Source organism: Pseudoalteromonas sp. CO348, assembly GCF_004208845.1.
GTDB classification, from domain to species: domain Bacteria; phylum Pseudomonadota; class Gammaproteobacteria; order Enterobacterales; family Alteromonadaceae; genus Pseudoalteromonas; species Pseudoalteromonas maricaloris.
In genome coordinates this window covers 47,915-61,411 of record NZ_SGPI01000005.1, presented here as the reverse complement: position 1 = coordinate 61,411, position 13,497 = coordinate 47,915, and the positions used below count along the sequence as shown (strand labels likewise).

The following is a 13,497-nucleotide window of genomic DNA, read 5'->3' as shown; positions in this document are numbered from 1 at the left end:
GTCATACAACTAAAACAGGAACGTGAATACGATGCAACGTATTACTCTAGTTTTCGCATCAACAGCAATGAGCTTGTTATTAGCCGCTTGTGGTGGCGGTGGCAGCGATTCATTAGGCACCGATAACCCTGGTAATAACACGGGACAAACCGAGCCGCCAACTTGGACGTTTAATCAATTTCCTGCGTCAAGTCAGTTTATTAACTATTGCGCCTCGCCAAGAACGGGTACTGACAAATATAACAACAACCAACCTTATCCCGATAAGGTTGGTACGGCGATGCATGAAAAAATGTGGCTCCGCTCTTTTACCAACGAAACCTACCTTTGGTACGACGAAGTACTAGATAACGACCCAACACAATTCGATACCGTTATTGATTACTTCGAGCAATTAAAAACAAACCAAACGACGGCGTCGGGTAATGCCAAAGATCAATTTCATTTCTACGAATCTTATGAAAGCTTCCAAAAAGAAGCGCAATCGGGTGTTGCAACCGGTTATGGCATTCGTTGGGCAGCCATATCCACATCACCACCACGTAATTTTACTGTCGCCGCAGTAGAGCCTAATTCACCAGCCGCGAATGCAGGGATCGTACGTGGAGATAAGATCCTCTCGATAGATGGCGTCGACTTTATTTCAAGTGATAATACCGCTGCACTGAATGCTGGCCTATCACCAGAGCAAAGCGAGCCCCATCGTTTTGTATTTGAAGATAAAGCTGGTAACGATAAATCAGTCACCCTGACTTCAGTCGATATTGAAACCTCACCGGTGCAAAACGCTAAAGTCATTAGCTATGGCGGCAAGCAGGTTGGATATGTGCAGTTCAATCAATTTATTCCAACAGCGCAAGAAGGATTAATTGAAGCCTTTAATCTATTTAAAACACAACAAATAGACGACTTGGTACTCGACATGCGTTACAACGGTGGTGGTCGCGTCATTATGGCAGCGCAACTAGGCTATATGGTTGCGGGCAACAGCAGCCTAAACAAAACCTTCACTTATAGCACCTTAAATGACAAGCGTACTGCTGAAGAAGAACGAACAGAATTTGAGTCTAGAGCAATTAACTGGGCTGAAAACAAGTTTACATCCACCACTTTGCCCACCGTAACCTTACCTAGAGTTTATATCCTCTCAACACGAGGCACGGCCTCTGCCAGTGAAAATGTAATTAATGGCCTGCGCGGCATTGATGTTGAAGTCTTTTTGATCGGTGGTACCACTCGAGGCAAGCCCTATGGCTTTGTGCCCGCGCAAAACTGCGGCACGGTTTACTATACCATTCAGTTTGGTTCAGAAAATGCGAAGGGCTTTGATGCTTATGCTGATGGCTTTACCCCTTCAGGAGCGTCAAGCAGCGGTGAAATTGGTCTAAGCGCACAAGTACCAGGTTGTATTGTCGCAGATGACTTCTCAGCACCGCTAGGCAGTCAGGAGGAAGATCTTTTCGCCGCAGCACTGACGCATATAGATACTGGTCGTTGCCCAGATGTAGCGCAATTTGCGCCTACCGCTCAGCCACAGTATCAAAATAAGGAGCATGCGGTTACGCTCCCAGTCTATCCACTACGGGAAAATGCAATTTTAATGAAGCCTAAGGAGCCGCAATAATGGCGCTGCTAAAAGCGGTGAAAATCACCGCTTTGGCTTTATTGCTGCAAGCGTGCAATAGCGCGCCTGCAGCAACTTCGGTTAATGAAGCTGTACTCTCGGCTTCTTCGCCCGAAGTGTTATCACAACTCAAGCAAGCTATAGTAAAACTCAAAGGCGGTGTACCACCGACGCTCGCAAGTACCGTTTTTCAACGTAGTCCAACACTACTGCTTGAGCATGGCCAAAGCCTAGATGGCAATGGCAGTCCAATTTTAGGCGCCCATAATCTCGCTTATGAGAGTTTCATCTTGCAGCTTCGTGACACCCAGTGTGTGCTCTACTATCCGAAAAAAGATACTTATGTCGTGCTCAGTAAAGTTAGCTGCAAAAAGCTGGAAAAATAACGCCAGCCGTAATTCTCTTAACCTCAGTTCAGGTTAGCAAAATGGCGCTTTAACACGTCACATAATGCCTGTACTTTGGCCGTTCGGTGAACCAGTACATGGGTAACTAGCCAAACTTGGCTTAACCATTTTAACTCATCACGCAACACCGGCTGTAAATCTGGATAACGCTTTGCTACATCGTGCTGTAGCCCACCAATACCTAAACCATTAACAATGGCACGCGACGCATCTGACGTTTCAGATACCCTAAGCGTCACTTGTGTCTCAGGGATATGTTCATCTACCCAAGCGAAATATGGCACTCTTGCATTAAATCCGGCCACACCAGAGACAAAGTAATGCGCCTGTAACGCTTCAAGTGTTTTAGGGATCCCCATACGCTTGATATAGCTTGAAGACGCATACAAGCCAGCTTCTAACGTATTTAGGTGCTGCACTATGTAGTCGGGCTCATCGGGCTTTGGCCCTGCCCTCACCGCAACATGCGCCTGTCCGTGATCTAAGCGTAAACGCTTTTGGTCGAGAATGACTTCAAGTTGCACCTGTGGGTGTAATTGCTGAAAAGTCAAACAAGGCTCCGACAGCATATCCATAAAACCACTGACCGTTGTCACCAAAAGCTTACCTCTAAGCTGGCTGTCCGAGGCAACAATAGAAGTACTCAACTCCATCAAGCGCTCGTCTATTTGACTCGCCGTCGCAAGTAGCTTTTCTCCTGCCTGTGTTACCTGATAACCTCGGGCATGACGGTGAAATAACCGCGTTCCCAATGCTTCTTCTAAGCTATTTATTCGCCTCAGTACCGTACTGTGGTGGATCTCTAAATGTTCAGCCGCCGCTGATAAGGTGCCAAGCTTGGCAACCGTATAAGCGACCTTAAGATCCTGCCAATCTGTGAATTTATCCATAACCACCTCTGTGCATATATGCACACAAGCTTTGCGTTTATTTCGGTTTTGTGCAAGTAAAATTTTGCTACTATCACTTTAACGAAACAAAATAAGGTATCAGCAAGATGACTACAGCAAAAATTATCGCACTAGCAGGCAGTTTAAGAAAAGACAGCTACAACCAATTACTCATCCAAGCCGCGGCAAACTTTGCACTAGAAAGTGGCGCAGAAGTAGAAGTGATCAAGTTACAAGACTTAGATATTCCAATGTTCGATGAAGATCTTGAAGCGCAAGGCACACCAAAAGGTGCTCAACTTTTAAAAGACAAGCTGCGCGATGCCGATGGTATTCTATTAGCAAGCCCAGAATACAATGGTTCTTTCACTGCGGTGCTCAAGAACGCAATAGATTGGGCATCTAGAACAGAACAAGGTGCAGTGCCAGCATTTAGAAACAAAATAGTGGCACTCTATGCAGCCTCACCAGGCGGCTTAGGTGGATTACGTGGCCTAAACCATGTTCGTGATGTGTTGTCTGGCATTGGCAGTTTAGTCCTCGCAGACCAATTGGCTGTACCGAGCGCATTTAATGTATTTGATGATCAAGGTAAAATTAAAGACCCGGAACTTGCTGAAAAAGTATCAAGCCTCGCTCTGCAACTGGTGTCAGTTGCAAGTAAGCTAAAATAACTTTCAATCTCTCGTTCATATCTTGCTATGGACGCTTAGCTCATGCACACTAAGCGTCCAAAGCGAATTAGAGGCGCTATATCAGCCTTGTAATAATGGATACGAATAACGGGAGTCAGCTTTGCAAAGCACTCAGAGTCACCTATTTACCCCCTACCTCTCACACCATTTTCATTGCATTCAGTTTGATCCTGACAGCTTTGACGCGCTTTCCTTTGAACAGCAAAATATACTCCTGCCCGCTTCACTAGATAAAGCAGTGGCGAAAAGGCGAGCCGAGTTTTTAGCGGGACGGATATGTGCCAAGACCTGCCTTGCGCAATTTGGACAAGGTGACTTTACGCTACTTAACGGCTCCGATCGGGCGCCTATCTGGCCTGCAAATATTGTTGCCAGTATCACGCATACTCGAGGGATCGCGGCTGCGATTGCTACTGATGATATCGCCGTGAAAGGCTTAGGCATTGATATCGAAAGAGATATGAAACCGAAGCAGGAAGTCGAACTACAACGGCAAATCTTACATCCTGAAGAAGCTGAAATTTTTGCGCTTTTTGGCGAGCAAGTGCACTGTCCGTTGACCGTTATTTTCTCGGCCAAAGAAAGCATATTTAAGGCACTTTATAGCACGGTGCAAAAGTTCTTTGGCTTTGATGCCGTCAAGCTGACTCAGTTTGATGACAAGAAACTTATTTTCACTTTGATGGAAACGCTACACAAGGATTTAGGCGAAGGAAAACAAGTGGAAGTATATTACCAATGTAAAGACGCTTTAGTGCTGACCGAATGTGAATACATCACACAGTAAACTCATGCCTATTTGACTTAATACTTACTCAACTTGAAGGAGTAAACCTGACCCTAACTGGGTTAAAAACTTCTCATTTAGAACTAAAAAACGCCCACTTGGGGCGTTTAATCTGAAGTTTGGATAAAGATTCACTTAGCCGTTTTCCAAAGCCAACTTACTGAAACACAACATTTTCACTGCCAGCAGCCGCTTTAAAGCGCGCTATCAGCTTTTCACAGTCCTGTAAGATCTCTGCTTCTAGGCGCTCTTCAGCACGCCAACGCTGGCTATCCATTTTGAAAATCTCTTTTTTAGAATACTTCTTACGCGCGTCATGAGTTGGCATTTCTTTGACTTCATCATACATCTGATAAACACCAGGATAACTTTGTTGTAAGTCAACTTCCTCGTCAAAGCTATATTGCGAGATGAGTACCCAAACTCGTAAACACCCTTCAGAATATTCACATTGTTTTTCCTTCATCGCACGCGCGATCAAGTTAACGCTATCCGCAATTTTTCCATTGCGCTGCTGCCGTGACTTTTCAAGCTCAGCAGCCTTTTGCTCGCGATGTTTGGCAATCTGCTCTTTTTGCACCTTCAGTTGCCATAGTAATTTACCCGCGTAAAACGCCAGTCCAGCAATAATCAGGGCACCAATAATGATTGCGATGATCCATGCAGTATTCATTACTTATCATCTTCCTCAAAGTCGTCGTCTAACCATTCATTTGCCAGATCATTACTCATAAACTGATCCATTGGATCATCTTCTAGCATATCGCCTTCTTCAAACTCATCATCAATTCCTAAGATCTCACATAGTTCCTGATGACGTGCAATGCCGCGATTGAAGTATTTCGCATCTTTACCTGTTAGCAGTTCACCGCGTTCATGGCGTTCAAGTAGCGCCATCAAGCGTTCGTCATTTTCTAACTGCTCAAGTTCTTGCTCTGGAGTTAACGTCTCTACCGCTGTAGTTAACTTAACTTGCGGCTGTAGATGGCGCTTCATCTCTGGTTGTGTATTCGACTTAGTCGGTTGTGGCTCTGCAACCAAAGAAATGGGCTTTTTGCTACCAACACGCGGATCTTTATTGGTCGTCGTGTTTGATTGCTCTTTCACTAAGATCTCTGGTGCATTTCTAGAACCCGGCTTTTTACCTTTGGTTTTTTTACTACGCTGCTCTTTGAGCGCACGTAACGCTTGGAGCTTTTCTTTACTCAGCCTTGGTGTTCCATTGGCTGCAACTTTACGTGTCTTTTTCTTTCTGGTCATAATTGGTTATCCAAAATTCTCGCGTTAACTACGCTTGGTGAGAATGATGACATCATTCCCAATAAATTCTAATTCACAATCCTGCTGCGCGGCAAAATACGCAAAGCTTTCCCGACTAAAAAATGAAATATGCGTTAGGTCATTTTTATAGTGCCAATTCGCAAAGCGTGCTTTATCAATGACGAGCTTAGTCATCAATGCCAGCGGCTTTCCCACTTTTAAGCATGCTAACAATTGCGTTAATACTTTTGCAGGTTCTGCTAAATGTTCCACCACTTCTGTACTAACGATAAAGTCGTACTGACGAGTCAGTACACTGGTATCATTAGCATAATACAGGTCAAACAAAGCCACCTGATGCCCTGCTTCTTCAAGCATTTTCGCAAGCAGCGGGCCAGGCCCACAGCCAAAATCTAAGCCTTGGCTTGGTGTCGCCAAACGTGCCAACAGTGGAGCCGCCACTCGTGCTAGAAAGCGACGATAGCCTTCATCGGCCAGATCGTTTTCATGGCTATCATAAATGGCCTTTTCTTGAGCTGGTGTTAATCTCGACTTGGGATCAACCATCACCAACTGGCAGGTTTGACATTGCCAGTACAGTCGATACTTGTCTTGATGGTAGGCTTCAAGCTGATTACCTTGGCACAGGCCACAACTGAATAGAGTTGAATCTTGCAATGGTCAACAGTGATTGCTTAATAAGGCGGCTATTGTATCAGGTATAATAGAGGCAACCAAATAAAAAGGCGGCAGAGATCACTCTCTACCGCCTACTAATCTGAGCGTCACAACTGGACACTTCTCCCTTCGACTTTTAAGTCTTATTATTATTCTTTTTATTTTATTGTCGTCCGTATTGTTTTTATTTTAGACTTCCGTGACACTTTCCATATTGTTTTTATTATGAGACTTCCGTGATTTTCTTATTCTCGGTCTTCCTGACGCTTTCTTGATAGTCCTTCGTATCCAACTAGATACATAACTTTGCCACCTACGCTTCCGTATCGAATTGTCCCTTTTTTTGTATTGCTTGGCGACAACGAATAATCTACGCTCCTGAGTTTGAGTTACAACTGTTTAATAACAAATTTCTTACCTTAATTTTTTTAATTAAACAGAAAAAAGATGAATTACATAAACTTACACTGAACAATAGCTTAAAAATAAGCTAAAACTCACATGCTGCACAAGCAAATATCTTACATTAAAAGTAAGATATATCTCACAATTTCAACAACAAAAAAAGGCAGCCTATGCTGCCCTTTTTTCAATAGTAAGAGTTTACACTGAGAGAGGTAAACTCACTATACGACTTTAGTGTAGACCACCTAAGTACTTAGATAATACTTCGATGTCTTTGTCTGTAAGCTTCTGCGCGATATCACGCATCATACCATTCATGTCGTTGTTACGAGTGCCATCACGGAACTTCTCAAGCTGTGATTTGATGTACTCAGGGTGCTGGAATGACACTTTAGGGAACTTAGCTAAAGAAGTACCGTTACCACGAGGACCGTGACACGCAGCGCAAGCTGGAATACCACGCTCAGCATCACCGGCTTTATATAGCTTCTGACCTACAGCAACAACATCTTCCGGCGTTGAACCAGCAGACATAGATAAAGAAGAGAAATAGGCGGCTAAATCTTTCATATCTTGATCTGACAGCGGCATAGCCATACCACTCATCACAGGATCCATACGCCCTTCTTTACCACCAGACGTCATACCTAGCTTGAACTCTTGTAGTTGCTTATAGATATAATCTGCATGCTGACCTGCGATTTTAGGATACATAGTCACAGGGGCATTGCCATCTGGACCGTGACATGCTGCACACGTTGCAGACTTTGCTTTACCTGCTTCCGCGTCACCATCGAATGCCGATGCGTTGCTTGCTGACAACGTACCAAGCAACATTGTTAAAGTTAATGCTATTTTTTTCATGGTAAATTCTCTGTTTCCGACCCTGTAATTTGTACCCTAGCAAATAAAGTCGCTCTCTTTATTGCTCGGGCAAATAATACCAATCAGTACTAATTAGGTTGTTATGTTAATCAGATGAATCATACATGCAAACTTAGCAAATATAACGCCAAACAGCACCGATCCATCTAAATACGCCTTGCTCAGTAGTGACTACTGATAGGTATACACTTTAGATTGACATTGCAATTTCTACATTCTACACGATATTACTTTCTCTGGCACGTTTTCTGCCCATATTAAGCTTATAATTTATAGGGACTTGACCTAGATTAATTAATATTGGGACGACGCTTCGGCCAATTAGCAACAAAAGCGGCATTTAGAACAAACCTCACAATGCTTTTGGTTTCCGTCATACTGTTATAAAATACGCAATTCCATCCGCGAAAGTTTAATCAGTTAGGAGTCAGCGTGCTAAAATCTCGCGTTAAATACAATCAGGCACAATTTATCACAAGTGCCCCAGATATCAGTAAACTGCCACCAGACACTGGAATTGAAGTTGCTTTTGCGGGTCGTTCTAACGCTGGTAAGTCGAGCGCGCTCAATACGCTTACAGACCAAAAGCTGGCACGCACCAGTAAAACACCTGGCCGGACTCAGCTTATTAATACTTTTTCTCTAGGCGAAGATCAGCGTTTGATTGATTTACCTGGCTATGGCTTTGCAAAAGTCCCATTAGAGATGAAAAAGAAATGGCAAAAGGCATTAGGTGAATATTTACAACGCCGCAAATGTCTTAAAGGGATTGTGGTATTAATGGATATTCGTCACCCTCTTAAAGATCTCGATATGGATCTCATCAACTGGGCGACTGGCAGCAATATACCGGTATTGGCGTTGTTGACCAAAGCCGATAAGCTAAAACAAGGTAAGCGCAAAGCGGAAGTACTACAAGTACGTCGTGCGCTATCTGAAATAGACGGTGATATCACAGTTCACGCGTTTTCTTCTTTGAAAGGCATTGGATTAAACGAATTAGCGTGGAAACTGGATGATTGGTACTTAGGTCCGTTTGTCAAAGAAGCTCAAGAGGAAGCAAGCGAGTAATACCAATTCGCTAACGTAGGGCGCGCTTAGCTAAGATAAAAGCGCGTCTTTGCCGACATCAGATAAAAGCCTTTTTCATCTTCCTCGAGCAATTCAGCCCACTGATAATAGACATTTCGTGAAATTCTAGCGGTTAAACCATAATTGAGTGTGAGAAATGGAATATCTCCCCCATTAACATGCTCAAGCGCTAATGGAAACACACCACAAATGGGCCATTCACGGCCTAAATTATCTATCGCGATAATACACGGTGATAACTCCAAAGCTGATGCTTCATCACAATAGCGCCATTGCTCGATGATAAAAGGATGAGCAAGCACCTCTATCTCACAACTTTCTGCAGGTGTTTTTAACCAATACTGTTGACCATCAAAGGTTAAAACACTAGCAAACAAGGCAACTAGCGATTGCCGTTTAATTTCACGCCCTTGATGAAACCAACGACCATCCGCTGCAATTTTGATGTCAGAAAAACCGCACGACGGCGCCGACCAATTTTCGGTCGGCGCATGAGTCGTAACATACTGTTTGATTAACGCATCAATTTTGTTCATCAAAAACCAAGTTGAAGCTAACAGGCACGCTAGTCGCAATAGTCTTCAGACCCGCGATTTCTCGTAGCGCTTCAATCCCTTTATCTAACCCAAACTGCTTAGAATCGAGAATAAATGCATTTACCGGTGTAACCACCAAGCCATTAGCACTTTTCGTTATTAATAAGTCTAGGCTGATCTTTTGGATCTGACCATGCAGTGTCAATGTTGCTGTTACATCATTGATTTTTTGTGTACCAGCTTTAAGTTTAGCAAGCACTTCAGAAACATCAGCGTTAACTTTCGCCTTTGGGTGTTGCGCTACATTGAACAGCATCTTTTGCATGCGTTCATTACGGATCGGGATCATCGTTTCAACGCTTGCCAGGTCAATATTAACCTCAAGCTCGCCTTTAGCAGATAATGTACCATCTATCGTTTTAAAATGATGTACTTCTGCAACGCTAGTCTGTTTCACAGACACAAAACTAACATCGCTTTGTTGTTGATTAAATTGCCAAGCTGCGAACGCCTGAGAAGAAATAAGTGCACTACCTAAAAGAAGGTACTTTAGCATGACGACTTCCTTATGAAATGAGAGTGAATTGCATTTGAGCGCTCAGTGTAAAGCGCAGTGCAAATTAAATAAACCTTTAATCATAAACTTGTCGTTATGTTGGAATACTTTTACGCCCATGGTATTCATTTTACAGTGGAAAAATAGCTTTAGTAGCCAAGCAAAAATTTTGTGTTCTAGTTATCCTAGACGAAAAATTTTTAACGAAGCGAATAGTGGTTTCACCTGTACATTGATTGGGGAGTTACCTCAATTGGTATCATCTTTGAGGAAAGAGAAAAAGACGGCCCGTAAAAGTTACGAGCCGCTATAGCAATCTGGGGAGAAGCTATCAATACACTGTATCCTCTTTCGAGAGATACATCATCAACAGGATGTCCTACAGGATGAGGACGGCGCGAACTCTAACAAATAGACGTCCAGAAATAAACACCAAAAAGCAAAACTTGAGCCAATTTGATAAACTTTCAACGTTAATTTGTTTTTTGTTACTAGGGATTAACAGGAGCTACAAAATTAAGACGCTATGCTGCTAGTGTATACTTGCAAACAAACATGAATGAAGTTGCACTAGCCTAATCGAATAGTGCAACTCGGGTAGATTTTAATATCGACTAGTGTGCTTGTTCCCAGTTGTCACCACTGTCAGCTTCAACTAATAACGGTACATCAAGTGCTGCCGCAGCGCTCATCAACTCACAGATCTTTTCACTGTATTCAGCAACTTTATCGCTGTGTACTTCAAACACCAATTCATCGTGCACTTGCATGAGCAACTGGATATCATTGCTATCACAGTTTTTTAGCCATTCATCCACTTTAATCATCGCTTTTTTGATGATGTCCGCCGCAGTGCCTTGCATCGGTGCGTTGATGGCTGCACGTTCTGCTGCTTTTCTGCGAGCGCCATTACGCGCATTGATATCCGGTAGATACAAGCGGCGACCGAATAGAGTTTCTACATACCCTTTATCAGCAGCCTCTTCACGCGTACGCTCCATATACTCTAATACACCAGGGAAGCGTTCAAAGTACATATCCATATAGTGTTGCGCTTCATTTCTTGGAATATCTAACTGACGTGACAGACCAAAGGCACTCATGCCATAGATAAGACCAAAGTTAACCGCTTTGGCTTTGCGGCGCATATCAGAAGTCACTTCCTCAAGCGGCACGGAAAACACTTCAGACGCTGTTGCGCTGTGTACATCTTTACCTTCAGCAAAGGCACTCAACAACCCTTTGTCTTGTGACAAATGTGCCATGATCCTAAGTTCGATTTGGCTGTAATCCGCCGCGACGATTTGTTTATTATTGTCGGCAACAAATGCCTGACGAATACGACGTCCCGCTTCATTACGGATCGGAATATTTTGCAAGTTAGGATCGCTTGAGCTTAGACGGCCCGTTGCGGTAACGGCTTGATGATAAGAAGTGTGCACACGACCGGTATCCGCATTAACCAATTTTGGTAATTTGTCGGTATAGGTTGATTTCAGCTTAGCTAAGCCACGGTGCTCAATAATAAGTTTTGGCAGAGGATAATCATGCGCCAACTCTTGTAGCACTTCTTCGGCCGTTGAAGGCGCGCCTTTTGGCGTTTTCTTAATCACTGGTAGCTCAAGTTTGTCGAACAATATCGCTTGTAGTTGCTTTGTTGAACTCAGGTTGAACTCCTCACCTGCAATTTCAAAAGCTTGTTGTTCAAGCTCACCTAAGCGCTTTTCAATCTCGATACTTTGCTTCGCTAGCATATCGCCATCGATATGCACACCAGTGCGTTCAATGCGAGAAAGTACGCTCAGCAGCGGTAATTCAATCTCTGTAAATACCTGCTTAAGGCGATTTTCTTTCTCTATTAACGGCCAGAGGTGTTGATGCAATCTCAGCGTAATATCAGCGTCTTCCGCTGCATAAGGTGCCGCCTTTTCTAGCTCAATTTGGTTAAAGGTCAGTTGGTTTTTACCTTTGCCTGCGATGTCTTCAAAGCTAATGGTTTTATGGCCTAAATATTTTAGCGCCAAGGAGTCCATATCGTGGCGAGTTCCTACGCTGTTAAATACGTAAGACTCCAACATGGTATCAAAAGCGATCCCCTGCAGTTCAAGCCCTGCACGAGCAAGCACACTTTGATCATATTTTAAATTTTGACCCACTTTTTTGATCTGAGGATCTGCAAGTAGTGGTGCCATGATCTCAAACACTGTGTCTTGAGAAAGCTGCTCAGGTGCTCCCACATAATCGTGATTGATTGGTAAGTAAGCCGCTTCGCCCGGTGCAACCGCAAAGCTCATTCCAACTAGATCCGCCTGCATATAGTTAACACTGGTGGTTTCAGTATCAAAAGCGATGAGCTGGGCTGCTTTTAACTTAGTTACCCACTCATCAAGCTGTGCTTTTGTCAAAATAGTCTCGTATTGGGTGTCGACCTGCGCAGCTGCAGGCGCCGACCCTTCAGCCTCCACATCAACGATATCAGCTTGTGACTGACCATCCAGCAATTCAGCTAACCAACGCTTAAACTCACACTGACCATATAGCTCGATTAAGCGATCTTTATCCATCTCAGCTATCTTAAATTGCTCTAAGTCTTGCTCTACTTCACAATCCAGCTTAATAGTGGCTAATTCATACGACAATTTTAGCTGCGCTTGGTGTTCCTCTAGTTTTTTCGCCATGGTTTTTGAGCCACGAAAACCTAAATCAGCAATTTTGTCTAAGTTTTCGTAGAGCGAATCGATAGAGCCTAACCCCTGAAGCATCGCCAATGCAGTTTTTTCACCAACGCCTGGTACGCCCGGAATATTATCGACTTTATCTCCCATTAACGCGAGATAGTCGATGATCAAGTCAGGACCAATACCAAACTTATCCACTACCCCTTCAGGGTCTAAGATCGTATTTGTCATTGTGTTGATCAACGTGACATGTTCATTGACCAATTGCGCCATATCCTTATCACCAGTGCTGATTAGCACATGGCGACTTTGCTCTGACGCTATTTTAGAGAATGTACCGATCACGTCATCGGCCTCGACACCACTAATACTTACCAGTGGCAGGCCCATTGCTTTAATTATTTCGTGGATCGGCTCAATTTGCGTTCTCAGATCATCCGGCATAGGCGGGCGATGCGCTTTATACTCGCTATACATTTCGTTGCGGAAAGTTGGCCCTTTAGCATCAAAGACTACTACCATATGACTTGGTTGATATTGCTTAAGCAAACTCTTAAGCATATTGATCACACCGTAGATCGCACCAGTTGCTTCACCTTTTGAATTTGTTAAATGTGGTGGCGCATGATAAGCACGAAATAAATAGGAAGAACCATCAACCAAGATCAACGGATTTTGAGGGATCTGAGACATAAATATTGGATCCTAAATTAGTCTTTTGTGGAGTAGAATGTAAGGATGCCACAAGGCACAAGATAAAACGAGTTTCGCGTTATCTCATCATTTAGATAAATCGTGCTGCACCTGTGGATAACTTTGTAGACAAACACGAAAAATCGCTCCGAAACTTTGTTTTAAAAGTCAGAGTGTAAATTAAAACTTTGATTTACTTGCGCTTTTTGTGCCTTTTTTATTGTTATTATCTTTACCGCTTTGTGGATAAAGAATTTTTTTAGTCACGCTTAACAATCTGGGTGAGTAAAAAATAGCCTGATTTTCTCAAG

13 protein-coding genes are annotated in these 13,497 nt (G+C 43.4%); 5 read left to right on the top strand and 8 right to left on the bottom strand.

The features are described from left to right. Positions 1-31 precede the first annotated feature (31 nt). Together EXT48_RS01205 and EXT48_RS01200 are read left to right on the top strand one after the other, a co-directional pair. Positions 32-1,624 (top strand): S41 family peptidase, encoded by a 1,593-nt coding sequence (locus EXT48_RS01205; protein ID WP_130163363.1) that lies wholly within the window; start codon positions 32-34, stop codon positions 1,622-1,624. Then, a complete protein-coding gene (locus tag EXT48_RS01200) occupies positions 1,624-2,010 on the top strand; it encodes a hypothetical protein (protein WP_130163362.1) in 387 nt (128 codons plus the stop codon). Before EXT48_RS01205 ends, EXT48_RS01200 begins: the two co-directional genes overlap by 1 nt. Positions 2,011-2,033: 23 nt before the next feature. Here the strand turns inward: EXT48_RS01200 and EXT48_RS01195 are convergent, their stop codons facing one another. After that, on the bottom strand, positions 2,034-2,921 hold the full coding sequence (locus EXT48_RS01195) for a LysR family transcriptional regulator (RefSeq protein WP_010376285.1): 888 nt from the start codon (positions 2,919-2,921) through the stop codon (positions 2,034-2,036). A 107-nt stretch (positions 2,922-3,028) separates the two neighbouring features. On the opposite strand from EXT48_RS01195, the gene EXT48_RS01190 reads away from it, so the two are divergent. Then, complete coding sequence (locus EXT48_RS01190) at positions 3,029-3,595, top strand: NADPH-dependent FMN reductase (protein ID WP_130163361.1); 567 nt, start codon at positions 3,029-3,031, stop codon at positions 3,593-3,595. A 121-nt stretch (positions 3,596-3,716) separates the two neighbouring features. Beyond that, a complete protein-coding gene (locus EXT48_RS01185) occupies positions 3,717-4,403 on the top strand; it encodes a 4'-phosphopantetheinyl transferase (RefSeq protein WP_130163360.1) in 687 nt (228 codons plus the stop codon). Positions 4,404-4,560: 157 nt separating this feature from the next. Here EXT48_RS01185 and EXT48_RS01180 read toward each other — a convergent pair whose 3' ends face one another. The 4 genes from EXT48_RS01180 to EXT48_RS01165 all read right to left on the bottom strand — a co-directional run bounded on the left by EXT48_RS01180 (position 4,561) and on the right by EXT48_RS01165 (position 7,610). After that, entirely contained in the window at positions 4,561-5,076 is a 516-nt protein-coding gene (locus tag EXT48_RS01180; protein WP_010376294.1) for a DUF2489 domain-containing protein, read from the bottom strand. After that, positions 5,076-5,663 carry a Der GTPase-activating protein YihI gene (gene yihI, locus EXT48_RS01175; RefSeq protein WP_010607784.1) on the bottom strand — a complete coding sequence of 196 codons (588 nt, stop codon included), beginning with the start codon at positions 5,661-5,663 and terminating at the stop codon, positions 5,076-5,078. The genes EXT48_RS01180 and yihI overlap by 1 nt, the downstream gene beginning before the upstream one ends. Before the next feature lie 24 nt (positions 5,664-5,687). Further along, complete coding sequence (locus EXT48_RS01170) at positions 5,688-6,341, bottom strand: class I SAM-dependent methyltransferase (RefSeq protein ID WP_130163359.1); 654 nt, start codon at positions 6,339-6,341, stop codon at positions 5,688-5,690. 636 nt (positions 6,342-6,977) lie between these two features. Further along, positions 6,978-7,610, bottom strand: coding sequence for a cytochrome c (locus EXT48_RS01165; protein ID WP_039494612.1), 633 nt, complete (start codon positions 7,608-7,610; stop codon positions 6,978-6,980). Between the two features lie 453 nt (positions 7,611-8,063). Between EXT48_RS01165 and yihA the strand changes: the two genes are divergently transcribed. Then, positions 8,064-8,702, top strand: coding sequence for a ribosome biogenesis GTP-binding protein YihA/YsxC (gene yihA / locus EXT48_RS01160; RefSeq protein WP_017219189.1), 639 nt, complete (start codon positions 8,064-8,066; stop codon positions 8,700-8,702). 26 nt (positions 8,703-8,728) lie between these two features. Here yihA and EXT48_RS01155 read toward each other — a convergent pair whose 3' ends face one another. The 3 genes from EXT48_RS01155 to polA all read right to left on the bottom strand — a co-directional run bounded on the left by EXT48_RS01155 (position 8,729) and on the right by polA (position 13,186). Further along, entirely contained in the window at positions 8,729-9,259 is a 531-nt protein-coding gene (locus tag EXT48_RS01155) for a DUF1285 domain-containing protein (RefSeq protein ID WP_130163358.1), read from the bottom strand. Beyond that, a complete protein-coding gene (locus EXT48_RS01150; protein ID WP_069018828.1) occupies positions 9,246-9,815 on the bottom strand; it encodes a YceI family protein in 570 nt (189 codons plus the stop codon). The genes EXT48_RS01155 and EXT48_RS01150 overlap by 14 nt, the downstream gene beginning before the upstream one ends. A gap of 614 nt (positions 9,816-10,429) precedes the next feature. Then, a complete protein-coding gene (gene polA / locus EXT48_RS01145) occupies positions 10,430-13,186 on the bottom strand; it encodes a DNA polymerase I (protein ID WP_130163357.1) in 2,757 nt (918 codons plus the stop codon). Between the last annotated feature and the right edge of the window lie 311 nt (positions 13,187-13,497).